Here is a 24487-nt window from a genome sequence, read left to right as displayed (position 1 = left end):
CCTGACCGCAGCGCCCCGTTTGCTGCGGAGTACGCCGGGCCATGCCCGGCGCTCACTCAGAAGCGGTGCGTATAGCCGCTCATCAAGCCGAACTGGTTCGCCTTCTGCACGATCGGGCTGTCGGCCGCATCGCCGAGCAGGCGGGTGCCTTCGGCCGAGATGTACCAGTTGCCATTGCGGCCCACGCGGTGGCTCCACTTCAGGCCGAGACCGGCGCTGACCAGGCCGGCCTTCGGCTTGTGCTGGGCAAAGCCGGTGCGCGCCGCCTGTTCCGGGCTGACGCCGTACCAGGTCTGCATGTAACCGCGGTTGCCGTAGTCGGTGGAAACACTGCCGCTGACCACGCCACCGGCCAGGTCGAACAGCGGCATGCTCAGGTTCAGGTGGATCTGCTGGGTGGACAGGCCGTTCTCGGCCTTGTCCTCGTCCTTGCGGGTGAACTGCCAGGAGCCGCTCAGCACGGCTTCGCCCAGCGTATAACCAGCGGAGAGGCCGACCAGGGGACGGGTACGGATATCACCCATGCCGCGCAGGAAGTCCGAGCCACCGAGGGCCGAGTCCTTGTCGCGGCGGCTGCCGCTGGCACCGATGTAGGCGCGCACGTGCGTATGTTGGCCGATGCCCGTGCCCCAGCCGATGCCACTGGTGCCCAGAAACCAGCCACCGGGTGACATGGCATCGAAGGACAGCATGGGCGACGCTTGGTACTCCTTGCTGCCGCTGTAGCGTGGGGTCGCACCGGCACCGGCGGCGACTTCGAAGGTCCAGTGGTCATCCTTGGCGTGGGCGATCGGCGCGGCAAAAAGCGGCAGCAGGGCCAGGCAGAGCAGGGACGGAGTACGGCGAAGCTGGGACATGGAATCTCTCGACAATGGGAGGAAAGCAGCACGCGCATCCGGCGAGTGCTGCAGGGTTGCCAGCGTGGCGATATGCCGGCGACCGATCCCTCCGCAGTTGTGCGGGAGTTGTAATCAACTGTAATGGCGCCCTTGGGCGTTCAGCTGGCAGCCAGCGGCCAGTGCATTTCCAGGCGCGCGCCGCCCAGCGTGGCGCGGCTGATGCGCAACTCGCCACCGTGGCGGGCGGCGATGCGGCTGACGATGGCCAGGCCCAGTCCGAAGCCGCCGGTGTCGCGGCTGCGGCTGTCGTCCAGGCGGGTGAACGGCCGCATCACCTTCTCGCGATCGGCTTCGGCGATGCCGGGGCCGTCGTCATCCACACGCAGGCAGGCGCGGCCGCCGACACCGACCAGCGAGACTTCCACCTGCGAACGCGCGTGGCGCAGCGCATTGCCCACCAGATTGCTCAGTGCCAGCTGCAGCAGGCGTGGCTCGGCATCCACCCGTGGCAACGCACTGGGCTGCACGCGCAGGACCACGCCGGCCCGTTCGGCGTCACGGCGCGCATCGGCCAGGCAGGCTTGCAGCCAGTCGTTGGCTTCGATGCGCTGCATCGGCTCGCCTTCGCTGGGATGCTCCAGGCGCTCATAGGCCAGCAGCTCGCTGACCAGCCGGTTGAGTTCGGCCAGATCACCGTGCAGCCCCTGTGCCAGCCGTGCACGGCGTTCGTGATCGTCGCTGTCCTGCATCAGGTCCAGGCCGAAGGCCACGCGCGCGATCGGCGTGCGCAGCTCATGCGAGATCGCATGGGTCAGGTCGCGTTGGCGCTGCACCAGTTCGGCCACGCGTGCGGCCATGCGGTTGGAATGGTCGACGATGACCCGGATCTGCGAGCGTGGCGAGACCTGTGCGCGCGCCTGCAGATCACCGGCACCGATGCGGTCGGCGTGCAGGCGCAATGCTTCGAGGTCGCGCCAGAGCAGGCGCACCCAGGCATACAGGCTGGCGCCCACCAGCAACAGGATGCTGAGATAGACGGCGATGGTCATGTACGTCGTCATCTGCACCGCACCCGGCAGGCGCAGATGCAGCCAACGGCCGTCGAGGCCCTCGATCGGCAGCAGGACCTGCTGGTACTGGTCGCGCATGATGAAGCCATCGGCCTGCACGGCCGCCTGTTCCTGCGGGTCGAGCGTGGGAGGGCTGTCGAGCAGGGTCAGGGTGATGCCGTAGTGTGGCTGCCACTGCTGCAGGCGCTCACGCTGCTGCCCGGTGTCCAGGCCGGCCAGGCCACTGCGCAGGGCGTACACCTGTCCGCGCACCTGCTGGACGAAGACGCGATCCTGCATGGGCGTGTAGATGCCGTCCAGGATGCGGTTGAAGAAGAACACCGAGATCAGGAAGCAGGCACCGGTGACGAACCACAACCACAGGAACAGCCGCTTCATGCCGTCCAGGCCGACGGGTTGAACTGGTAGCCACGGCCCCACACGGTCTTGATCCGCCGCGGTTCGCGCGCATCGTCGCCGAGCTTGCGGCGCAGCTTGCCAATGCTGACATCGACACTGCGGTCCAGGCCGTCGAAGCCGATGCCGCGCACCGCCTGCAGGATCTGGTCGCGCGACAGGATCTGCCCGGGCTGGCTGGCCAGCAGCCACAGGATCTCGAATTCGGTGGTGCCCAGTTCCACCGGCTGCCCGTGCAGGTGCACCTCGCGCTGCATGCGGTCGATCAGCAACCCACCGTGCATCAGCCGGCACGGCGAGCTGGTGTTGCCGCTGCCATGGCGGCGCCGTAGCAGGGCGCGCAGGCGGGCCAGCAGCAGGCGCGGTTCGATCGGCTTGTGCACGTAATCGTCGGCACCCGATTCCAGGCCCAGCACCTGCTCGATGTCGTCCTCGCAGGCGGTCAGCATCAGGATCGGCACATCGGAGAAGCTGCGGATCTGCCGGCACACATCGATGCCGCCGAGGCCGGGCAGCATCAGGTCCAGCACCACCAGTTCCGGCGCGTGCTGGCGGCAGGCCGCACCGGCGAGGTCGCCACGCGCGACGTGCTGCACGGCGAAGCCATGTTCGTGGAGGTAATCGCTGACCAGCTCGGCCAGGCGACGGTCGTCTTCCACCAGCAGGACCTGGGTCGGTGTGCCGCTGGCGGTGGGTGTCCAAGGGGATGGCTGCATACGCGTTGGGCTTCCGTGCCCGGGCAGGAGCGCCCGGCGGCGAAGCCTAGCAACGGCCCATGACGGCTGCCTGAATCGCGGGCAACCTGATAACCGGCGGTACTGGCGTCATCGCCAGCGGATTTCAGCAGGCGGCCCCGGCTGGCCTATGGTGGCGGTTTCCCCGGATGGAGCCTGGCGCAATGAGCGACCCGCAGTGGCAACTGGAAACCCTGGCCGTGCACGGCGGCTATCGTCCCGACCCGACCACCCGCGCGGTGGCGGTGCCGATCTACCAGACGGTGGCGTATGCCTTCGATGACACCCAGCACGGCGCCGACCTGTTTGATCTGAAGGTGCCGGGCAACATCTACACGCGCATCATGAACCCAACCACCGACGTGCTGGAGCAGCGCCTGGCCGCGCTGGAAGGCGGCATCGGTGCGCTCGCGCTGGCCTCGGGGCAGGCTGCGATCACCTATGCCATCCAGACCATCGCCGAGGCCGGTGACAACATCGTTGCCTCCAGTGCGCTGTATGGCGGCAGCCTCAACCTGCTGGCGCACACGCTGCCGCAGTACGGCATCCAGGCGCGCTTCGCCGATCCCGCCGATCCAGCAGCGTTCGCCGACCTGATCGACGAACGCACCAAGGCGGTGTTCGTCGAATCGATCGGCAACCCGCGCGGCAACGTCACCGACATCGCTGCGATTGCCGAGGTCGCGCATGCCGCTGGCGTGCCGCTGATCGTGGACAACACCGTGGCCACACCGTTCCTGCTGCGTCCGTTCGAGCACGGCGCCGACATCGTGGTGCACTCGCTGACCAAGTACCTGGGCGGCCACGGCACCAGCCTCGGCGGCGCGATCATCGATTCCGGCCGCTTCGACTGGGCCGCGCAGCCCAAGCGCTTCGCGCGCCTCAACCAGCCCGATCCCAGCTACCACGGCGTGGTCTATACCGAAGCATTGGGACCAGCGGCCTACATCGGCCGCGCGCGGGTGGTGCCGCTGCGCAATACCGGCGCCGCGTTGTCGCCGTTCAACGCGTTCCTGATCCTGCAGGGCATCGAGACCCTGGCCCTGCGCATGGAGCGCATCAACGCCAATGCGCTGGCGGTAGCGCAGTTCCTGCAGGCGCACGCCAAGGTTGCCTGGGTACGCTACGCCGGATTGGCCGACGACCCGGAGCACGCCGCCGCGCAGCGCTATCTGGGTGGACACGGCTCGGGCGTACTGACCTTCGGCCTGCCCGGCGGCCGTGAAGCCGGCGCCCGCTTCCTTGATGCGCTGAAGCTGTTCACCCGCCTGGTCAACCTGGGCGATGCGAAGTCGCTGGCCACCCATCCCGCCTCGACCACCCATCGCCAGCTGGATGCGGCGGAGCTGGCCAAGGCCGGCGTCAGTGAAGACACCGTGCGGCTGTCGATCGGCATCGAGCACATCGGCGACCTGCGCGCGGACCTGGAACAGGCCCTGGCCGACGCCTGATAGCCACACGCTTGGTCGTCATCGCCACAGGCGATCACCACCGGCACCGCGATGCGCTACGGTGGAACTGCCTCTCCAAGGCATGGCAACGTGGCGATCCAGATCCCCGGTCGATGCGGGTCGACCGGGGATTTTTTTGTTTCCCATGCACCGCCGTGTCGACCAAGGTCGACACCTACCAACAGCAGCGGGGAACTGTCGAAGGCGGGGTTGGGTCCAGTTGCGGGAGTGTCCGCGGCATGGATGCCGCGGCCAAGCCCCCACGGAAGGGTTTACGGCGTCTCCCGCAACTGGACCCAACCCCGCCATCCCACGGAATGCCAGCTTTTGCTCTAGTTGTTGCCGTTGCCGTTGATTCGGCAGGTGCAGGGCTGCAAGCCCTGCCGCACAAACCCTCACACCACCGGAATGCTGTGCTGCCCCAGATTCCGGTACGGCGGTGTGGACATGATCATCTCCGCCAGCGAGTAGGCCAGCTCGCGTTCGGCCATCACCGTGCCATCGGCACCGTGCTCCAGCAGATGCTTCACCTCGGCATCGCTGTGCGCACGCGCCAGCAGGGTCAGGTCCGGGTTGATCGCCCGCAGCTTGGCCAGCGCCTCACCGGCTTCCAGCGGCTGCGGAATCGCCAGCACCGCAATCTTGGCGCGCTCCGGATGGGCCTCGGCCAGCACCCGGTCGGCGGCGGCACTGCCGCGGATCGCCGCCAGGCCCTTGGCGTGCGCCTGCTCGACGTGTTCCTTGTTGTCATCGATCACCAGCACCGGCACGCCACGATCGCGCAGCACCTGGGCCAGTTCGCTGCCCACCCGGCCGTAGCCAATCACGATGGCGTGGTCATGCAGGTCACGCGAGGGACCGGTGGCCTCTTCGGGCTCGACGGCCTGGGGCGACTGCTCCTGCTTGGCCTGCCAACGGTCCAGCAGCCCGAACACCAGCGGGTTGAGCATGATCGACACCAGAGCACCGGCCAGCACCAGCGACTGGCCTTCCTTCGGCAGGATCTGCAGCGCGACACCGAGGCCGGCGATGATGAAGGCGAATTCGCCGATCTGCGCCAGGCTGGCCGAGATGGTCAGCGCGGTGCTGGTCGGGTGGCCGAACGCACGCACGATGAAGAACGCAGCGGCCGACTTGCCGAACATGATGATCAGCACCGTGGCCAGCACCTGCCACGGGTGCTGGACGAGGATGTTGGGGTCGAACAGCATGCCGACCGAGACGAAGAACAGCACCGCGAATGCATCGCGCAGCGGCAGCGAATCGTGTGCAGCCTTGTGGCTCAGTTCCGATTCGTTGAGCAGCATGCCGGCGAAGAACGCGCCCAGCGCGAACGAGACGCCGAACAGCATGGCCGAGCCGAACGCCACGCCCAGCGCGATCGCCAGCACCGACAGGGTGAACAGCTCGCGCGAGCCGGTACCGGCGATGCGCTCGAGGATCCACGGGATGACCCGGCGCCCGACCACCAGCATCACCGCCACGAACAGGCCCAGCTGTACGAAGGTCCAGCCGATGTCGGCCAGCACGCTGCCGAGCGAGTGCGATTCCTTGGCCGCATCGGGGCCGAACACACCGGCCATCACCGGCATCATCACCAGCGCCAGCACACAGGCCAGGTCTTCCACGATCAGCCAGCCGACCGCGATCTTGCCGCGCATCGTTTCCAGCAGGCGGCGTTCCTCCATCGCCCGCAGCAGCACCACGGTACTGGCCGTGGCCAGCGAGAAACCGAAGATGACCCCGTGCAAGGCTGGCCAGCCCATCAGCGAGGCCACGCCCCAGCCGAGCAGGGTGGCCACCGCGATCTGCCCGATGGCACCGGGAATGGCGATGGCCTTGACCGCCATCAGGTCCTTCAGCGAGAAGTGCAGGCCGACGCCGAACATCAGCAGCATCACGCCCAGTTCGGCCAGCTGGTTGGCCAGCGCCTGATCGGCGACGAAGCCGGGGGTGAACGGACCTACACAGATGCCAGCAACCAGGTAACCGACCAGGGGAGACAAACGCAGCTTGTTGGCCAGCGCGCCGAAGATGAAGGCGAGCCCCAGGCCAACGGCAACGATGTTGATCAGGTCGGTGTCATGGTGCATCGGCACTCGCAGAAAGCAGGGGGATACCCCGATTTTCACCGATGCGGCCAGATACGGCAAACCCGCCGTCCACGTGCCGTGGCCGGCGGGTTTGCCCACGCATTTCTCCTCTACCCCTGCCTTCGGCGCGCCCCTTCAACAAGAAGGGGCTCTCCTCCAGATGCGGCCCGGGGTATGCCGGCCAGCGGCCGGCACTATCGCTTACCAGGTGTACTTGACCCGGCCGTACACGTACGCGCCGTTGAAGCCGAACGGCGAGTAGTTGCTGTACGGCAGCATGCCGAAGGTCGAGTTCTGCAGGTCTTCGGTGCGGTCCGGGTACTTGTCCAGCAGGTTGTCGGCGCCCACGGTCAGCGTCCAGTTGCTGCTCGGCTTGTAGCTGGCCGAGGCATCCACCACCCAGGCGTCGCCGTAGGTCTGGTCACGCAGCGCGGTGGCCGAGTTGCGTACGGTGAACTTGCCGTAGCGGGTTGCAGCCAGGCCCAGTTCCCAGTGATCCGAACGCCAGGTGCCGCTCAGGATCGCCTTGTCGCGCGGGTAGCTGTCCTCGATGCGGCCGATCTCATCGCGGCCGATCAGCGACTGGTTCAGGCCCAGCGTGCCGAACACCGGCGGGGTACCGCCGACGCGGCGCACTTCGGTGTCGTTGTAGCTGTAGGCGGCGGTCAGTTCCAGGCTGCTGGCCGTGAACGGCACGGTGTAGCTGGACACGAAGTCGACGCCACGGGTGCGCGTATCCAGGCCGTTGGTGAAGTACGAGAACGCGGTCACCTGCGGCAGACCCAGCGTGCCCAGCAGCGCGCTGGTGGCGGCGTTGGTGGTGATGCTGGACGACAATGCGATGCGGTCATCGATGTCGATCTGGTAGGCGTCGACGGTGATGTACAGGCGGTCGACCGGCTGCAGCACCAGGCCCACGCTGTAGGAGGTGGAGGTCTCGGCCTTCAGCGGCGAGGCGCCCAGCGCCTGCGCGGCCGGGCTGGTGGTCGGGAAGGTGCCACGCTCGACGAACACGCCATTGAGGAACTGGCTGGTGACCGCCTGGTAGCCCTGCTGCGCCAGCGACGGTGCACGGAAGCCGCTGGAGGCGGTGGCCCGCAGCGCGACCTTGTCGGTGAACGCGTAGCGCGCCGACAGCTTGCCGGAGAAGCGGTCGCCGAAGTCCGAGTAATCCTCGTAGCGGCCGGTGATGCCGGCCGAGAACTTCTCAGTCAGGTCCGCTTCCAGGCCGGCGTAGACCGCGTAGTTGTGGCGGTCGGCATGCACTTCATTGGTCGGCGTGAAACCGCCGAAGCCCTGCGCGCCGCTGCCGGTGTACGAGTTCAGCTCGCCCGGCTTCTGGTCCCACTTTTCCTTGCGGTATTCACCACCGAAGGACAGTGTGACCGGGTAGGCCAGGCCCCAGTCCAGCGACTTGGTCAGGTCGGCATTGAAGATGTCCTGCTGGTACTTCAGCGTGCCGTCGTAGAACGAGCGCGGGCTGGTCGCGCCCAGGCTGTAGTTGATGCTGTTGCGGGTGTGGAAGTCCAGGGTGTTCTCGCCGTGGTTCAGGCTCAGGTCCCAGGTCCAGCCGTTCTCGGTGTTGCCCTTGACCCCGGCCACCAGCGAGCGGTCCTTGGAGTACTGGTTGATCTCCGGCACGAAGCCGTCCGGGTAGGTCTGCGCCAGCAGCGCGCTCTGCCCGCTGTGGTTGCGCGAGCGGTAGAACGCGAACGAGGTGATGTCGCGGTTGCTCAGCAGCGCGCTGGCATAGCCGGTCACGCGGTCGCTGAAGTCGAAGCTGGCATTGACCGAGGCGGCAGTGGCATCCACGCGCGGGTCGCCGACGATGAAGGTCTTCTGGCCGATGCTCGGGAAGTTGCCGGTGTTCGGGGTGGTGCCGCGGTACGGACCGGCGCGGTTGCTTTCGTCCTGCTGGCTGATCTGGCCAGCCACGTGCACGCGGCCACGGCCGTTGCCGAACTCGACGCCGGTATCGCCGGAGAGCTGGTACTTGTTGCCGTCACCGGCCGAGTACTGGCCGTAGTCCACCGCCAGGCTGCCGCCACTGCCGCTGCCCTTGAGCACGATGTTGATGACGCCGGCGATGGCGTCCGAGCCGTACTGCGCCGACGCACCGTCACGCAGCACTTCCACGCGCTCGATGGCAGCGATCGGGATCGCATTGATGTCCACCGCCGACGAGCCGCGGCCGATGCTGCCGTTGACGTTGATCATCGCCGAGGTGTGGCGGCGCTTGCCATCGACCAGCACCAGCACCTGGTCGGGTGACAGGCCGCGCAGCTGCGCCGGGCGCACGCCGCTGGTGCCATCGGTCAGGGCCGGGCGCGGGAAATTCAGCGAGGGCAGGGCGCGCGACAGGGCGGTGGCCAGCTCGCTGGTACCGGTGGACTGCAGGGCTTCGGGGGTGATGATGTCGATCGGCGACTGCGATTCGGCGACGGTGCGGTCGGCCACGCGGGTGCCGGTGACGATCACCGTGTCCAGGGTGTTGGCGGCGGTGCCGGCCTGCTGGGCGGCGGCAACGAACGGAGAGCCACCGAGTGCGACAGCGACGGCGGCGGCGATCAGGCTGGTCTTGCGGGTCATCGGGATGGGGCTCCGGTTGGCGGGGGCGGCACCGGAATCGACATCACGGGGGTGAGGCGGACGGCGGTTGTTGCGGTGCGCAAAGCAGGAATTAACGGGATATTCAGTGCCTGTCAAATGCCGGTCATCGGGAAAAACGTTGCAGCAGCAACCATTTAGCCCGAATTGGCACTGGCGGGGGAGGGAGCCCGGGACGCGCGCGGCGAGGACGTGGGAGAGAGAAACGCCGGCCGCTGCGCATCCCGGGGCGCGTCAAGTATTCGTTAACGCTAGAATTGCGTCGCAGGAACAGTGCTCACCAGCACATTCCATCTGGTTATATGGACGCCTCCCCCGATGATTTCCCTTCGTAATTTCGCCTTGCGCCGCGGCGAGCGGCTGCTGTTGTCCAATGTCGACCTGACCCTGCACGCCGGTTACCGGGTGGGTGTGGTCGGCCGCAATGGTGCTGGCAAGTCCAGCCTGTTCGCGGCGGTGAAGGGCGAGCTGGAGGCGGACAAGGGCGATGTCGATCTGCCCGGCAAGGTGCGCATCGCCAGCGTTGCCCAGGAAACCCCGTCGCTGCCGGACCCGGCACTGAGCTTCGTGCTCGGCGGCGACACCGAAGTGGCCGCGGTGCTGGCCGCCGAGGCCGACGCGACCGCCCGCGAAGACTGGGAGGCTGTGGCCGAAGCGCACACGAAGATGGCCGAGCTCAATGCCTACGACGCCGAAGCGCGCGCCGGCAAGCTGCTGCACGGCCTCGGCTTCCCGGCCGATACCCACCACCGCGCGGTGTCCTCGTTCTCCGGTGGCTGGCGCGTGCGCCTGAACCTGGCGCGCGCGCTGATGATGCCCAGCGACCTGCTGCTGCTCGACGAACCGACCAACCACCTCGATCTGGACGCGGTGTACTGGCTGGAACAGTGGCTGCTGAAGTACCCGGGCACCCTGCTGTTGATCTCGCATGACCGCGAGTTCCTGGACAACGTGGCCACCCACACCCTGCACCTGCACGGTGGCGGCGCCAAGCTCTATCCCGGCGGTTACACCGATTTCGAGCGCCAGCGCGCCGAGCAGCTGCGCCAGCAGCAGATCGCGCACGAGAAGGAGCAGGCCGAGCGCGCCCACCTGCAGAGCTTCATCGACCGCTTCAAGGCGCTGGCCAGCAAGGCAGCGCAGGCGCAGAGCCGCATGAAGCGGCTGGCCAAGCTGACGGGAACCGAAGCGGTGCGCGCCGAGCGCGAGTTCCGCGTTGAGTTCGCGCCGCCGGCCAAGCTGCCGTTCTCGCTGATCCGCCTGAACCACGTCGAGGCCGGCTACGGCAAGGACGCGGTGATCCTGCACAACGTCGGCTTCGGCCTGGAAGCGGGCCAGCGTATCGGCCTGCTCGGCCCGAACGGTGCCGGTAAGACCACCCTGGTGAAGACCCTGGTGGGCGAGCTGGCGCCGATCGCCGGTGAGCGCATGGCACACCCGGACCTGAAGATCGGCTACTTCGCCCAGCACACGGTGGAGTCGCTGCACGAAGGCCAGTCGCCGATGGAGCACTTCCGCGAAATCGCCCCGGACGCACCGAACCAGTCGTTCCGTGATTTCCTCGGCAAGTGGAATTTCCCGGGTGACCGCGCATTCGAGCCGGTCGATGGCTTCTCCGGTGGCGAGCGTGCGCGCCTGGCACTGGCGCTGATCGCCTGGCAGCAGCCGAACGTGCTGCTGCTGGACGAACCGACCAACCACCTTGACCTGGAAATGCGCGAAGCGCTGGCCGAAGCATTGGCCACCTTCGAAGGCGCGATCGTGATGGTCTCGCATGACCGCCATCTGATCGGCCTGGTCTGCGATACCTACTGGCGCGTGGCCGATGGCGTGGTCGAGCCGTTCGATGGCGACCTGGATGCCTACGCCGCGTGGCTGCGCACCCGCCCGCAGGCGCAGGGCACCAAGGCGCGCATGGAGCAGGTGGAAGAGCCGGTGGTGGTCAAGACCGCGCCGGTGGCGCAGGTGGTGCAGAAGAAGCCGGTGAATCCGCACAAGCTGGCCGCGGCCGAAGCCAAGGTGGCCGAGCTGGAAGGCGCGCTGGCCGAGCTGGACCGCCAGCTGGCCGACCCGGCCAATTACGCCGATGCCACCCGCATGGCGGTGATCGGCCGTGACCGCGAAACCGCCGCTGCGCAGCTGGAAAAGGCTGAGGCAGCGTGGATGGAGCTGCTGGAGTCCTGATCATGCAAAAAAAGGGGACGGAGGGGATTAAGTCGTTTGTGCCACAAACGACTTAATCCCCTCCGTCCCCTTTCTTGTTACGCGCCCTGCGCCTGCAGCCATTCGCGGAACCGCTTCGCCGGTTCACGCTCGGCGCGCGAGCGCAATCGTGTCAGCCAGTAGCGCCCCAGCTCCAGCGTGGTGCTGAACGGCTGCAGCAAACGGCCTTCGGCCAGCTCCTGCTCGAACATGCGCAATGGCAGCAGCGCCACGCCGGCACCGCCGACCGCGGCCATCGCCACCGTCAACGACGAATCAAACACCGGCCCGCGGGCTTCCACGCCACTCACTCCTGCCGCCTGCAGCCAGCGCGGCCATTCGTCGCTGCGGTAGGAGCGCAGCAGGGGCAGGGTGCCCAGGTCGCGTGGCTGTTTGAGCCGCCGCGCCAATGCCGGTGCGCACAGCGGTGCAAACGGCGCGTCGAGGATCGCTGTGCAGGCCTGGCCCTGCCAGTCGCCATCACCGAAGCGGATCGCCAGGTCCAGGCCCTCGCCGGCCAGATCGATGCGATTGTTGTGGGTCTGCAGGCGCAGCTCGATATCCGGGTGCGCGGCCTCGAACGTGGCCAGCCGTGGCAGCAGCCAACCGGTGGCGAAGGTGCCGACCACGCCCAGCGTCAGGACTTCGCGGGCCGGCCCGCCGGTATAGCGCGCGATGCTGGCCGAGATGCGTTCGAAGGACTCGTTGAGTACCGGATACAGCGCCGCGCCTTCGTCGGTGAGCGCCACGCCGCGCGGCAGGCGATGGAACAGGCGGATCCCGAGCCGATCCTCCAGCCCACGGATCTGGTGACTCAGCGCGGCCTGGCTGACACACAGCTCCAGCGCGGCACGGGTGAAGTTCTGGTGGCGGGCGGCGGCCTCGAAGGCGCGCAGCGCATTCAGTGGCAGGGTAGGGTGCAACATCGCGCAGTCGTGAGCTGGAATGATGGCTGATCCTAACGCTTCAACGATATATTTCGGAGAATTAAGGGGTTGAATGCGTCAGACATTAATTGAACTAATGTCTCTCGCAGATTTTTTGCGCTGGTCGCCCCCGATCAAGGCTTCAATAATCGAGCGGTCCCCCAGGAGAACCCGCATGCTCGCCCGTCGCCGATTCCTGCAGTTCAGTGGTGCCGCCGTGGCTTCCTCGCTTGCCTTGCCGCTGCTGGCACGTGCAGCGGGCAAGGCCACCGCCAACGCACCCACCGATGCCGCCATCACCGCCGCCACTGACTTCGCCGCGCTGGAAAAGGCCTGCGCCGGACGTCTCGGCGTGACCCTGCTGGACACTGCCAGCGGTCGCCGCATCGGTCATCGCCAGGACGAGCGCTTCCCGATGTGCAGCACCTTCAAAAGTGTGCTGGCGGCCACCGTGCTCAGCCAGGCCGAGCGCGCGCCGGCGTTGCTGGATACGCGCGTGCCGGTGCGCGCCGCCGATCTGCTCTCGCACGCGCCGGTCACCCGCCGCCATGCCGGCAAGGACCTGACCGTGCGTGACCTGTGCCGGGCGACCCTGATCACCAGCGACAACACTGCAGCCAACCTGCTGTTCGGCGTGGTCGGTGGCCCGCCGGCGGTGACTGCGTTCCTGCGCGCCAGCGGTGATGCGGTGAGCCGTAGTGACCGCCTGGAGCCGGAACTGAACAGCTTTGCCAAGGGCGATCCGCGCGATACCACCACGCCGGCGGCGATGGCCGCGACCCTGCAGCGCGTGGTGCTGGGCGAGGTACTGCAACCGGCTTCGCGGCAGCAGCTGGCCGACTGGCTGATCGACAACGAAACCGGCGACGCCTGCCTGCGCGCGGGCCTCGGCAAGCGCTGGCGCGTTGGCGACAAGACCGGCAGCAATGGCGAGGACGCGCGCAATGACATCGCTGTGCTGTGGCCGCTGGCCGGTGGCTCGCCGTGGGTGCTGACCGCCTATCTGCAGGCGGGTGCGATCAGCTACGAGCAACGCGCTACCGTGCTGGCACAGGTGGGCCGCATCGCCGATCGCCTGATCGGATGAGGTAACCGGGAGTCATCCAGAAACGGCTTGCCGGATCGGTTCGGCGCGCGCATCCTGCGCGCGTTCGAACCACACGGAAGTCCCCCATGAGCCATGAATTGATCTACCTGCTGCTGATCTTCGCGCTGCTGGTGATCCCGCGCGCGCTGCAGCGATTCAGCCTGCCTGCGCCGCTGACCTGCCTGCTGTTCGGCATCATCGGCATGCTGTGGCTGGGCGACCAGGCGCATGACGCGGTGATCGGCCTGCTGGCCACCCTGGGAATTTCCTCGTTGTTCCTGTTCGCCGGCCTGGAAGTGGATCTGCAGGCGCTGCGGCGGGGCATGTGGCCGCTGCTGGCGCATCTGGTGATCCGGACCGGCACGCTGTTCGGCGTAGGCTGGCTGGCCTGGCGCTACGCGGGACTGCCCTGGCAGGCCGCCGGCCTGCTGGCCCTGGCGCTGCTGACGCCGTCCACCGGTTTCATCATGGATTCGCTGTCGCGGCTGGGCCTGAGCGAAGACGAGCGCTTCTGGGTGACCAGCAAGGCCATCGCCGGTGAACTGCTGGCGCTGGCGGCGTTGTTCATCGTGCTGCAGGCCGGCGATCCAGGGCATATGGCGCTGTCCAGCCTGGCCCTGCTGGCGATGATGATCGGCCTGCCGCTGCTGTTCATCGCGCTCGGCCGCTGGGTGGCGCCGCATGCGCCGGGTTCGGAGTTCTCGTTGCTGGTGATGGTCGGCATGGTCGCGGCCTACATCACCTATCTGCTGGGCGTGTACTACCTGGTCGGCGCGTTCATCGCCGGCCTGGTCGCGCGCCTGCTGCACCAGCGCATGCCGCTGCTGGCCTCGCACGAGAACCTGCATGCGCTGCGCCTGTTCGCCTCGTTCTTCGTGCCGTTCTACTTCTTCAACGCCGGCACCAAGGTGCCCGCCGAAGCGCTGAGCTTCGAGGCGCTGGGGCTGGGCATCGTGATCACCCTGGTGGTGCTGCCGCTGCGCATCGGCGTGGTCTGGCTGCAGCGCCGGGTGATGTTCGGCGAGAGCTTCCGCAGCAGCCTGCGGGTCTCGCTGGCGTTGGCCCCGACCCTCATCTTCACCCTGGTGCTGGCGGCGATCATGCGCGAGCGCTTCCAGATCCCGGCGGTGCTGTTCGGTGCGCTGCTGCTCTATGCGGCGCTGACCACGCTGCTGCCGTCGCTGGTGTTCCGTACCCCGTTCGATGTCGATCCGGTCGAGCAGGAACCTGCGGGTGAAGGCGAAGCCGCGCCGGTGGCGGTCACCGAAACGCTGCCGGCGGCGCCTGCCCTTGATCGCTGAGCGGATGCTGCGCGTGCGGTTTGCGCACTTCGGCCATGGCCGTTAGGGTTGGGGTATGAAACTGTCCGCCGCCGTCACCGCTTCCATCCTCCTGCTCAGCCTTGCTGCCTGTACGCAGCGCTCCGACACGGTCGCCCATGATCTGGCGACCGCACCGGCCGATGCCTTCATGGCCGCCATCGCCGCGCACTGTGGCCAGGCTTACGCCGGCAAGGTGGTGGAGGACACGCCGGCACCGACCGGGAAGGACCCGTTCGCCGGGCAGCGCCTGGTCATGCACGTGCGCGGCTGTGCCGACCCGGCACATGAGCTGCGCATCCCGTTCCATGTCGGTGATGACCACTCGCGCACGTGGGTGCTGACCCGCACTCCGAACGGCCTGCGCCTGAAGCACGACCATCGCCACGAAGACGGCAGCCCAGACGCGATCACCCTCTACGGTGGCGACAGCACGCCGCCGGGCACCGCCGAGCGCCAGCAGTTCCCGGCCGATGCCGATTCGGTGGCGATGTTCCGCCGCGCCGACATGCTGGCCTCGACCCACAACACGTGGGCGATGGAGATCGATCCCGACCAGACCTTCGTCTACGAGCTGACCCGCCCGGAGGGCCGCCGCTTCCGCGTGCAGTTCGACCTGAGCAAGCCGGTCGACCTGCCGCCTGCACCGTGGGGCGACGACAAAGCACCCGCGCCGTGATCCCGGGGCCGGATCCCTCCTGCGGAGGGTTCTGACCCCAGAAAGATCCCCAGTAGATCCACGCCATGCGTGGATGCGGGACTCCTGACCGGGGGCAGGGCCCTGGCCATCGGCCAGGGATCCGCCCCCGCGTTCACCGCGTGCCGAAACGCGCCCGGCAGCCGTTGCTCACCCACACCTGGCCACGTGAGTAGCCCCAGCTGCGGCCTTCCTGGCAGGCGCTGCCGGACAGCTGCTGCTGCAGCACCGGACGGCCCTGGCGCTCATCCCAGTCGCAGGTCTGCGAGCGGTTGTTGTTGCTGCTGCAGGTAACCGAGTAATTGCTGTTGCCGCCGCCCCAGCCACCGCCGCCACCGCCCCAGCCACGGGCTTCGGCAAATTCGGCACGGCAACCGCTACTGACCCAGATCGCGCCATTGCGCACGCCCCAGGTGCGCCCTTCGTTGCAGGGGCTGCCGGACAGCTGGCGGACCAGGCGGGCATTGCGCCAGCCGACCGGGCAGCTGCGCTCACGGTTGTTCTGGCTCTCGCAGCGGATGGTCTCGCCGGGCCGGCCGTTGTTGCCGCCCCAGCCACCGCCATTGCCGCCGCCCCAGCCACCGCGGGCCTCGACGAACTCCGCGCGGCAGCCGTTGGTGACCCAGATGCTGCCGTTACGGCTGCCCCAGGTTCGTCCTTCATCACAGTCCGAACCGGACAACTGGCGCACCAGCTGCGCATTGCGCCAGCCGGTGTTGCAGACCCGTTCGCGGTTGTTCTGGCTTTCGCAGCGGACCACGCCGCTCTGTGCATGCGCGGAAGGGGTGGGCAGGGCAAGGGTGCCCATGGCACCCAGGCTGAGGGTCACGGCCAGGCTGGCCAGGGACAGCGGTTTCATGGCGGCATCCCATACGGTGGCAGGTGCCCGACTATAGGGAGGGGGGCGATCAAGCCGGTGTGACTGGTCGGATTTGCCCCGGCCGGGGCCTCGGCCGCAGAATACGAGGCTTTCCGGCCCCCATCCGGTGCCGGCGTTCTCCAGCGGAGCTTCCCCCCATGCGTACCCACTTCTGCGGCCTGGTCGATGAGACCCTGATTGGCCAGACTGTCACCCTCGCCGGCTGGACCGACGTGGCCCGTAACCAGGGCGGCGTCTGCTTCATCGATCTTCGAGATCATGAAGGCATCGTGCAGGTGACCGTGGAAGTCGACAACGCCGATGTGTTCGCCGTGGCCGCGTCGCTGGGCTACGAGGACGTGCTGCAGGTGGAAGGCGTCGTGCGCGCCCGCCACGCGGTGAACGACAAGATGCGCACCGGTAAGGTGGAAGTGATCGCCACCGCCATCACCGTGCTGAACAAGGCCGCGCCGCTGCCGTTCCACGCCCACGAGAACCCGGGCGAAGAAACCCGCCTGAAGTACCGCTACCTGGACCTGCGCCGCCCGGAAATGCAGCGCATGCAGCGCACCCGCATCAAGCTGGTGCAGGCCCTGCGCCGCCACCTGGACGAGAAGGGCTTCCAGGACATCGAGACCCCGATCCTGACCAAGGCCACCCCGGAAGGCGCCCGCGACTTCCTGGTGCCGGCGCGCATGCACCCGGGCGAGTTCTACGCCCTGCCGCAGAGCCCGCAGCTGTTCAAGCAGATCCTGATGGTGGCCGGCTTCGACCGTTACTACCAGATCGCGCGCTGCTTCCGCGATGAAGCCCTGCGTGCCGACCGCCAGCTGGAATTCACCCAGCTGGACATGGAATTCGCCTTCGTCCGCGAGCAGGACGTGCAGGACTTCGTCGAGTCGATGATCCGCGCGATCTTCAAGGAAGTGGTCGACGTCGAGCTGGCCGCCACCTTCCCGCGCATGACCTGGGCCGAGGCGATGCGTCGCTACGGTTCGGACAAGCCGGACCTGCGCATCGCGCTGGAACTGGTCGACGTGGCCGAGCTGGTCAAGGACAGCGAATTTGCCGTGTTCACCGGCCCGGCCAACGATGCCGAAGGCCGCGTTGCCGCGCTGCGCATCCCGGGTGGTGCAGCGCTCAGCCGCAAGCAGATCGACGAGTACGCCGCGCACGCCGCCAAGTACGGCGCCAAGGGCCTGGCCTACATCAAGATCGCCGACAACGGCGAAGTCAGCTCGCCGATCCAGAAGTTCTTCAGCGAGGAATCCTTCGCCGCCCTGGTCGCGCACGTCGGCGCCGGCAATGGCGACATCGTGTTCTTCGGTGCCGGTGGCTACAACAAGGTCTCCGACTTCATGGGCGCGCTGCGCCTGAAGGCCGGCAAGGACTTCGGCCTGGTCGCCGACGGCTGGGCGCCGCTGTGGGTCACCGACTTCCCGATGTTCGAGTGGGACGAGGAAGAACAGCGCTACGTCGCCCTGCATCACCCCTTCACCGCACCGGCCGTGGACGACATCGCCGACCTGCGCGCCAATGCCCGTACCGCCGTTTCGCGCGGCTACGACATGGTGCTCAACGGCAATGAAATCGGCGGTGGTTCGATCCGTATCCACCGTCCGGACATGCAGAGCGCGGTGTTCGAGCTGCTCGGCATCGGTGCCGAAGAAGCCCGCGCCAAGTTCGGCTTCCTGCTCGACGCGCTGAACTACGGCGCGCCGCCGCACGGTGGCATCGCCTTCGGCATCGACCGCATCGCCGCGCTGATGGCCGGCACCGAGTCGATCCGCGACGTCATCCCGTTCCCGAAGACCACCGGTGCACAGGATCTGATGACCGACGCGCCGTCGCCGATCGTCGACACGCAGCTGGCCGAAGTGCACATCCAGGTTCGCCCCAAGACCAACTGATCAGGAGATCCAGGCAATGACCGAGTTTGCGTTTTCGCTGGAGTGGGAAAAGCTGGGCAATGAAGGCTCCGAGGCCACCCTGGTCACCGAGCGTGCACGCGTGTTCGGTGGTTGGCTGGTCCGCGTCGGTACCAACCCGGCGGCGATGGCCCTGACCTTCGTCGCTGACGGCGAAGGCCGTTGGGACGGTGAAGACTTCGGCGTCGAGGATTACGAGGACGACGAAGAGGAAGAGTACGACGAGGACGAGGAAGGCGAGGAAGAAGAGGACGAGGACGAAGAGGAATACGAGGAAGAGGACGAGGAAGAAGAAGCGGAATCGTCTGAAAAGGCTTGACCCGCGCTTCGCCCTGACGTCAACTTCCTGCATGTATTCGATCCGCCGCGCTACCGTGGACGACGCGCCGACCCTGTCGGCGCTGGCTGCCCGCACGTTCACCGAAACCTTCGGCCATCTGTATCCGCCGCAGGACCTGCAGGCCTTCCTCGAGGAGGCCTACACGGTCGAGCGCCAGCGCGTGATCCTGGCCCACCCGGATTACGCGGTCTGGCTGCTGGAGCTGGATGGGGAGGCGGTCGGCCATGCCGCCGCCGGCCCCTGTGGCCTGCCGCATCCGGACGTGAAGCCCGGTGACGGCGAACTCAAGCGGCTGTACCTGATCAAGACCCAGCAGAGCTGCGGCTGGGGCAGCCGCCTGCTGGAAACCGCGCTGGCCTGGCTGGAGCACGAAGGCCCGCGCACGCTATGGCTGGGCGTGTGGTCGGAGAACTTCGGCGCACAGCGCTTCTACGCCCGCTATGGTTTCGAGAAGGCCGGCGAGTACCTGTTCCCGGTCGGTGACACCCAGGACCTCGAATTCATTCTGCGCCGCGCACCGCGCGCGGCCTGACGTTCACCGCCGCTTGCTGCGCGCGCGTGTTCAATCACCTCACGTTCCTGCCCCGCTGATCGCCAGGCTGTTTGCATGACTCCCCCCGTATTGCTGCTGCATGGCATCTGGAATGCCCGTGCCTGGGTCGGGCCACTGGCCTGGCGCCTGCGCGCACGTGGTTTCCAGGTGCACGCGTTCGGTTACTCCTCGGTCTTCGGTGGCCCCGACGTGGCCGTGCCGCAGCTGCTGGAGCGGCTGGCCGATGCCGGACCGTTGTCGCTGGTCGGCCACAGCCTGGGGGGATTGCTGGCGCTGGAGGCCTTGCGCCGCCAGCCGCAGCTGGATGTGCAGCGCGTGGTCTGCCTGGGCTCGCCGCTGCGCGGCAGTGGTACTGCGCGTTCGTTGTCCGAGCACGGCTGGGGCCTGGCGTTGGGGCGCAGCAGCGAACTGTTGCTGGATGGCCTGCCGGACTGGCAGGGCAATGCCGAAGTCGGGCTGATCGCCGGTTCGGTGCCGCATGGGCTGGGCAGCCTGCTGGGGGCGATCGACGATGCCTCCGACGGCACCGTGGCACTGGCTGAGACCCGCCTGCCGGGCCTGGCCGACCATTGCGTGGTGCGCACCAGCCACAGCGGCCTGGTCGTGTCGCCCGATGCCGCGCGGCAGACCGCGCATTTCCTGCGCCACGGCCAGTTCGACCACAGCCGCGACGCCGCCGCCGCATAAGGCGGTGGGTGAGAACGACCTGCCTTGGTGGGTGCGAACCGTTGGTTCGCACGCTCTTCGCCGGGCGATACCCTGCGGCATCTGTCCGCCCTAGACACGGTTGCCGCCCCCGATCAGGTAGAATCCGCGCCTTGATCCTGAAGCAGCCAGACGGTAGCACCCATGGGTAGAGGCCCCTCCATCGAAGCCCGCAAGAACGCGTCCGACGCGAAGCGCGGCAAGATTTTCACCAAGATCATCCGCGAGATCGGCGTTGCCGCGCGCGGCGGTGGAGGCGACCCCAACAACAACCCGCGCTTGCGCGTGGCCATGGACAAGGGCCTGGCCGTGAACATGTCCAAGGACGTGATCGAGCGCGCCATCAAGAAGGCTACCGGTGAACTGGAAGGCGTCGATTACGAGGAAATCCGCTACGAGGGCTACGCCCCGGGTGGCGTGGCCGTGATCGTCGACTGCCTGACCGACAACCGCGTGCGCACCGTGGCCGATGTCCGCCATGCGTTCAGCAAGTGCGGCGGCAACATGGGCACCGAAGGCTCGGTCGCCTTCATGTTCAAGCGCCTGGGTGTGCTGCATTTCGCCGCCGGTGCCGATGAAGAAGCGATCACCGAGGTCGCCATCGAGGCCGGCGCCGACGACATCGTGGTCTACCCGGAAGACGGTGCGATCGACGTGGTCACCAGCCCTGACGCGTTCAACGCGGTCAAGGACGCGATGACCGCCGCTGGCCATGTCGCCGACCACGCCGAAATCACCTTCCGCGCGGACAACGACATCAAGGTCGAGGGCGAGGTCGCCCTGCAGGTCAAGAAGCTGCTGGACATGCTTGAAGACCTGGACGACGTGCAGGACGTGTACTCCAACGCCGAACTCGGCGCCGACGCCTACGCCTGAGCCGTCTTCGACGGTCTGGGCGCGGGCCGTTGAACGGTCATCGCGGACAGTCATGAGCCCATACGCCTGCCAGCGCATCCCGTTCCGCCCCGCCAGGAGTGCAGCATGACCCGCATCCTCGGCATCGACCCCGGTTCGCAGCGGACCGGGGTCGGCATCATTGATGTCGACGCCGCCGGCCGCGTCAGCCACGTGCACCACCAGCCGCTGGTGCTGCTGGGCGCCGACGACTTCCCGCAGCGCATGAAGCTGCTGGTGCTCGGCCTGGCCGACCTGTGCCGCGAGTACCAGCCGCAGGAAGTGGCCATCGAACGCGTGTTCATGGCCCGCAACCCCGATTCGGCGCTGAAGCTGGGCCAGGCCCGTGGCGCGGCGATTTCCGCCGTGGTGCTGCGCGACCTGCCGGTGCATGAATATGCCGCCAGCGAGATCAAGCTGGCGGTGGTCGGTCGTGGTGGCGCCGAAAAGCAACAGGTTCAACACATGGTCGGGCTCATGCTCAACCTGAAAACCAAGCTGCAGGCCGACGCGGCCGACGCGTTGGCGGTGGCGATCACCCATGCCCACGTAAGGGCGACGGCCAACCGCCTGGGGCTCAGTACCCGCCAGGCGTGGGGCCGCAAATGAGGAGCTGCACGCAATGATCGGTCGACTGCGCGGCATCGTCGCCTACAAGGCGCCGCCGTGGCTGGTGGTGGACGTGAACGGAGTGGGCTACGAACTGGAGGCGCCGATGAGCACCTTCTACGACCTGCCCGAGCTCGGCCGCGAGGTCACCCTGTACACCCATTACTCGCAGAAGGAAGACAGCGTTTCGCTGTACGGCTTCCTGCGCGAGGGTGAGCGGCGCCTGTTCCGCGATGTGCAGAAGGTCAGTGGCATCGGCGCGAAGATCGCGCTGGCCGTGCTGTCCGGCGTCACCGTCGAGGAGTTCGCGCGCATGGTCCAGGCCGGTGACATCACCGCGCTGACCCGCATTCCGGGCATCGGCAAGAAGACCGCCGAGCGCATGGTGCTGGAGCTGCGTGACCGTGCTGCCCAGTTCGGTGCCGGCGGCGCGCTGCCCACCGGCAGTGGCCCGGCCCCGGCCGATCCGCTGTCCGATGCCACCGTGGCCCTGCAGCAGCTGGGCTACAAGCCGGCCGAAGCGGCGCGCATGGCCCGCGATGCCTTCAATGAAGGTGACGAAGTGGCCACCGTGATCCGCAAGGCGCTGCAGTCGGCGCTGCGCTGACCGGCCTTCCTTTCCCCCAACCCACCGCCTGAGCTTCGCCAGGAGTCCCATGTCCAGCAGTCAAACCCCGCACGCGGCCGCCCCTGGCGGCCATGGTCACGCCCCTCCAGCCGGAGGCCTGGCGCTGATCATCGGTGCGATCGGCGTGGTCTTCGGCGATATCGGTACCAGTCCGCTGTACACCCTGAAGGAGGCGTTCTCGCCGCATTACGGGCTCAACAGTGACCACGACACCGTGCTGGGCGTGCTGTCGCTGGCGTTCTGGGCGCTGAACATTGTGGTCACCCTGAAGTACGTGACCATCATCATGCGCGCTGACAACGATGGCGAAGGCGGCATCATGGCGCTGATGGCGCTGACCCAGCGCACGCTGCGCAATGGTTCGCGCTCGGCCTACGTGGTCGGCATCCTCGGCATTTTCGGTGCCTCGCTGTTCTTCGGCGATGGCGTGATCACGCCAGCGATATCGGTGCTGGGTGCGGTGGAAGGCCTGGAGGTCGCCGCGCCAGGACTGCACGCCTTCATCGTGCCGATCACCGTGGTGGTACTGCTGGCGGTGTTCGCGGTGCAGCGCTTCGGCACCGCGAAGATCGGCAAGCTGTTCGGGCCGATCACCTCGATCTGGTTCATCTCGCTGGCGGCGATCGGCATCTACAACATCGTCGATGCACCGGAAGTGCTGAAGGCGTTCAACCCGTGGTGGGCCATCCGCTTCTTCATGGAGCATGGCTGGCACAGCATCTTCATCCTCGGCGCGGTGGTGCTGGCGGTGACCGGCGGTGAGGCGCTGTATGCCGACATGGGTCACTTCGGTGCCAAGCCGATCCGCCACGCCTGGTATTTCTTCGTGCTGCCGTGCCTGGTGCTGAACTACCTGGGGCAGGGCGCACTCGTGCTCAATCACCCCGAGGCGGTGAAGAATCCGTTCTTCGAGGCAGTGCCGTCGTGGGCGCTGTATCCGATGATCATCCTGGCCACCATGGCGGCGGTGATTGCCTCGCAGTCGGTCATCACCGGCGCGTTCTCGGTTTCGCGCCAGGCCATGCAGCTGGGCTACATCCCGCGCATGCGCATCAAGCACACCTCGCACGACACCATCGGCCAGATCTACATCCCGGGCATCAACTGGGGCATCGCGGTGATGGTGATCGGCCTGGTGCTGGCCTTCCGCAGCTCGTCCAACCTGGCCGTGGCCTACGGCATCTCGGTGTCGGCCACCATGCTGATCGACACCCTGCTGCTGGCCCTGGTGGCCCGCTCGCTGTGGCCGAAGGCGCGCAAGTGGATCCTGCCGCTGTGCGTGGTGTTCTTCGTCATCGACCTCGGCTTCGTCATCGCCAACGGCGCCAAGCTGCTGCAGGGCGCCTGGTTCCCGGTGGTGCTGGGCATCTTCCTGTTCACCATGATGCGTACCTGGCGCCGTGGCCGCGAGCTGCTGCGCGATGAGATCCGCAAGGACGGCATCCGCCTGGATACCTTCCTGCCGGGCCTGATGCTGGCACCGCCGGTACGCGTGCCGGGCACCGCGGTGTTCCTCACCGCCGACCCGACCGTGGCCCCGCACGCGCTGATGCACAACCTCAAGCACAACAAGGTGCTGCACGAGCGCAACGTGTTCCTGCACGTGGAAACCCTGCCGATTCCGTATGCGATGGAAGGGCAGCGGCTGAAGATCGAATCGGTGGGCGACGAGTTCTATCGCGTCTATGTGCGCTTCGGCTTCATGGAGACCCCGGACGTGCCGCTGGCGCTGATGCGCTCGTGCGACCACGGTGGCATCTATTTCGATCCGATGGACACCACCTTCTTCGCCAGCCGCGAAACCATTGTGGCCACCGCCAACCGCGGCATGCCGATCTGGCGCGACAAGCTGTTCGCGCTGATGCATCGCAACGCCGCCCCGGCCACGGGCTTCTTCCGTATTCCGGGCAACCGCCTGGTGGAACTCGGCGCGCAGGTGGAGATTTAATCTCCACCTGCGCTACGTCCCACGATTTGCTGCGCAAACCGTGGGCCCCGCACGCATTCCACCTTATCCCCCCGCCTGTCGGCGCGCCCCCTTGAAACGCAGGCGCCGTTGGCGCCGGCGTTCCGCGCATTCCACCTTATCCCCCGCCTATCGGCGCGCCCCCTTGAACAACAAGGGGGCTTGGCTTTCCGAAGTGTTCCGCGCCAGCAGCTGGGCATCGCTCGGCTGCACCGTTCCATCCACGCATGGCGTGGATCTACCGTGTCGACCAAGGTCGACACCTACCAGATCCGACCCCGTGCCGACCAACGGTCGGCACCCACCAAAGCAGAACGCCGTTCCGACAGACCGCAGGGAATTGTCGAAGGCGGGGTGGGTCCGGTTGCGGGGGCGTGAGCCGCATGGATGCGGCGACCGAGCTTACATGGGTGAGGGCGCTTTGCTTGCGAAGCACTGCTTCGCAAGCAAAGCGCCCTCACCCTGTCTCTTGTCAACATCTCCGAGCCCCCGACACGGGCTCCCACCGCCTATGGCCTCTTCCTCGCGGAAACCAAGAAAGGCAAAAGAGAAGGAAAAACCGAACGCGGAGCACATGAAAGAAA

At 67.1% G+C, this 24487-nt stretch carries 20 protein-coding genes; 13 read left to right on the top strand and 7 right to left on the bottom strand.

Annotation, left to right across the window (positions count from 1 at the left end):
- Nucleotides 1–56: 56 nt before the first annotated feature.
- From EKL94_RS17115 to EKL94_RS17105, 3 genes are all read right to left on the bottom strand, one after another.
- The gene (locus EKL94_RS17115) at nucleotides 57–857 is read right to left on the bottom strand and encodes a MipA/OmpV family protein (protein WP_126929999.1); all 801 of its coding nucleotides are present in this window, start codon (nucleotides 855–857) and stop codon (nucleotides 57–59) included.
- Between the two features lie 140 nt (nucleotides 858–997).
- A complete protein-coding gene (locus EKL94_RS17110; protein ID WP_126929998.1) occupies nucleotides 998–2287 on the bottom strand; it encodes an ATP-binding protein in 1290 nt (429 codons plus the stop codon).
- Complete coding sequence (locus EKL94_RS17105) at nucleotides 2284–3021, bottom strand: winged helix-turn-helix domain-containing protein (RefSeq protein WP_126929997.1); 738 nt, start codon at nucleotides 3019–3021, stop codon at nucleotides 2284–2286. Before EKL94_RS17105 ends, EKL94_RS17110 begins: the two co-directional genes overlap by 4 nt.
- A gap of 182 nt (nucleotides 3022–3203) precedes the next feature.
- Between EKL94_RS17105 and EKL94_RS17100 the strand changes: the two genes are divergently transcribed.
- The gene (locus tag EKL94_RS17100; protein WP_126929996.1) at nucleotides 3204–4490 is read left to right on the top strand and encodes an O-acetylhomoserine aminocarboxypropyltransferase/cysteine synthase family protein; all 1287 of its coding nucleotides are present in this window, start codon (nucleotides 3204–3206) and stop codon (nucleotides 4488–4490) included.
- A 395-nt stretch (nucleotides 4491–4885) separates the two neighbouring features.
- Here the strand turns inward: EKL94_RS17100 and ybaL are convergent, their stop codons facing one another.
- Nucleotides 4886–6583 carry a YbaL family putative K(+) efflux transporter gene (gene ybaL, locus EKL94_RS17095; protein ID WP_126929995.1) on the bottom strand — a complete coding sequence of 566 codons (1698 nt, stop codon included), beginning with the start codon at nucleotides 6581–6583 and terminating at the stop codon, nucleotides 4886–4888.
- A gap of 201 nt (nucleotides 6584–6784) precedes the next feature.
- On the bottom strand, nucleotides 6785–9172 hold the full coding sequence (locus tag EKL94_RS17090; protein ID WP_126929994.1) for a TonB-dependent receptor plug domain-containing protein: 2388 nt from the start codon (nucleotides 9170–9172) through the stop codon (nucleotides 6785–6787).
- Nucleotides 9173–9508: 336 nt separating this feature from the next.
- Between EKL94_RS17090 and EKL94_RS17085 the strand changes: the two genes are divergently transcribed.
- On the top strand, nucleotides 9509–11374 hold the full coding sequence (locus EKL94_RS17085; RefSeq protein ID WP_126929993.1) for an ABC-F family ATP-binding cassette domain-containing protein: 1866 nt from the start codon (nucleotides 9509–9511) through the stop codon (nucleotides 11372–11374).
- A 77-nt stretch (nucleotides 11375–11451) separates the two neighbouring features.
- Here EKL94_RS17085 and ampR read toward each other — a convergent pair whose 3' ends face one another.
- On the bottom strand, nucleotides 11452–12318 hold the full coding sequence (gene ampR / locus EKL94_RS17080) for a LysR family transcriptional regulator AmpR (RefSeq protein WP_126929992.1): 867 nt from the start codon (nucleotides 12316–12318) through the stop codon (nucleotides 11452–11454).
- Nucleotides 12319–12493: 175 nt separating this feature from the next.
- Between ampR and blaL2 the strand changes: the two genes are divergently transcribed.
- The 3 genes from blaL2 (at nucleotide 12494) to EKL94_RS17065 (ending at nucleotide 15403) form a co-directional block, all read left to right on the top strand.
- Entirely contained in the window at nucleotides 12494–13405 is a 912-nt protein-coding gene (blaL2, locus tag EKL94_RS17075) for a L2 family extended-spectrum class A beta-lactamase (protein ID WP_126929991.1), read from the top strand.
- Between the two features lie 86 nt (nucleotides 13406–13491).
- Complete coding sequence (locus EKL94_RS17070) at nucleotides 13492–14706, top strand: cation:proton antiporter (RefSeq protein ID WP_126929990.1); 1215 nt, start codon at nucleotides 13492–13494, stop codon at nucleotides 14704–14706.
- Nucleotides 14707–14761: 55 nt separating this feature from the next.
- Nucleotides 14762–15403: a hypothetical protein gene (locus tag EKL94_RS17065; protein ID WP_126929989.1), complete on the top strand. Its 642-nt coding sequence runs from the start codon at nucleotides 14762–14764 to the stop codon at nucleotides 15401–15403.
- 133 nt (nucleotides 15404–15536) lie between these two features.
- Here the strand turns inward: EKL94_RS17065 and EKL94_RS17060 are convergent, their stop codons facing one another.
- Nucleotides 15537–16280, bottom strand: coding sequence for a DUF3011 domain-containing protein (locus EKL94_RS17060; protein WP_126929988.1), 744 nt, complete (start codon nucleotides 16278–16280; stop codon nucleotides 15537–15539).
- 158 nt (nucleotides 16281–16438) lie between these two features.
- On the opposite strand from EKL94_RS17060, the gene aspS reads away from it, so the two are divergent.
- The 8 genes from aspS to EKL94_RS17020 all read left to right on the top strand — a co-directional run bounded on the left by aspS (nucleotide 16439) and on the right by EKL94_RS17020 (nucleotide 23885).
- On the top strand, nucleotides 16439–18190 hold the full coding sequence (gene aspS / locus EKL94_RS17055) for an aspartate--tRNA ligase (protein WP_126929987.1): 1752 nt from the start codon (nucleotides 16439–16441) through the stop codon (nucleotides 18188–18190).
- Between the two features lie 16 nt (nucleotides 18191–18206).
- A complete protein-coding gene (locus tag EKL94_RS17050) occupies nucleotides 18207–18527 on the top strand; it encodes a DNA primase (RefSeq protein ID WP_126929986.1) in 321 nt (106 codons plus the stop codon).
- A gap of 31 nt (nucleotides 18528–18558) precedes the next feature.
- Nucleotides 18559–19080, top strand: coding sequence for a GNAT family N-acetyltransferase (locus EKL94_RS17045; protein ID WP_014038229.1), 522 nt, complete (start codon nucleotides 18559–18561; stop codon nucleotides 19078–19080).
- A gap of 75 nt (nucleotides 19081–19155) precedes the next feature.
- Entirely contained in the window at nucleotides 19156–19788 is a 633-nt protein-coding gene (locus EKL94_RS17040; protein ID WP_126929985.1) for an esterase/lipase family protein, read from the top strand.
- A gap of 162 nt (nucleotides 19789–19950) precedes the next feature.
- A complete protein-coding gene (locus EKL94_RS17035) occupies nucleotides 19951–20682 on the top strand; it encodes a YebC/PmpR family DNA-binding transcriptional regulator (protein ID WP_126929984.1) in 732 nt (243 codons plus the stop codon).
- A gap of 105 nt (nucleotides 20683–20787) precedes the next feature.
- The gene (ruvC, locus tag EKL94_RS17030) at nucleotides 20788–21309 is read left to right on the top strand and encodes a crossover junction endodeoxyribonuclease RuvC (protein WP_126929983.1); all 522 of its coding nucleotides are present in this window, start codon (nucleotides 20788–20790) and stop codon (nucleotides 21307–21309) included.
- Between the two features lie 13 nt (nucleotides 21310–21322).
- Entirely contained in the window at nucleotides 21323–21916 is a 594-nt protein-coding gene (gene ruvA / locus EKL94_RS17025) for a Holliday junction branch migration protein RuvA (protein ID WP_005410756.1), read from the top strand.
- A gap of 49 nt (nucleotides 21917–21965) precedes the next feature.
- The gene (locus tag EKL94_RS17020) at nucleotides 21966–23885 is read left to right on the top strand and encodes a potassium transporter Kup (RefSeq protein ID WP_032128529.1); all 1920 of its coding nucleotides are present in this window, start codon (nucleotides 21966–21968) and stop codon (nucleotides 23883–23885) included.
- Nucleotides 23886–24487 lie beyond the last annotated feature (602 nt).

It is taken from the genome of Stenotrophomonas maltophilia (assembly GCF_003970865.1).
Classification (GTDB): Bacteria; Pseudomonadota; Gammaproteobacteria; order Xanthomonadales; family Xanthomonadaceae; genus Stenotrophomonas; species Stenotrophomonas maltophilia_AR.
The sequence above is the reverse complement of the archived record's forward strand: the minus strand, read 5'-3'. Positions and strand labels throughout refer to the sequence as shown.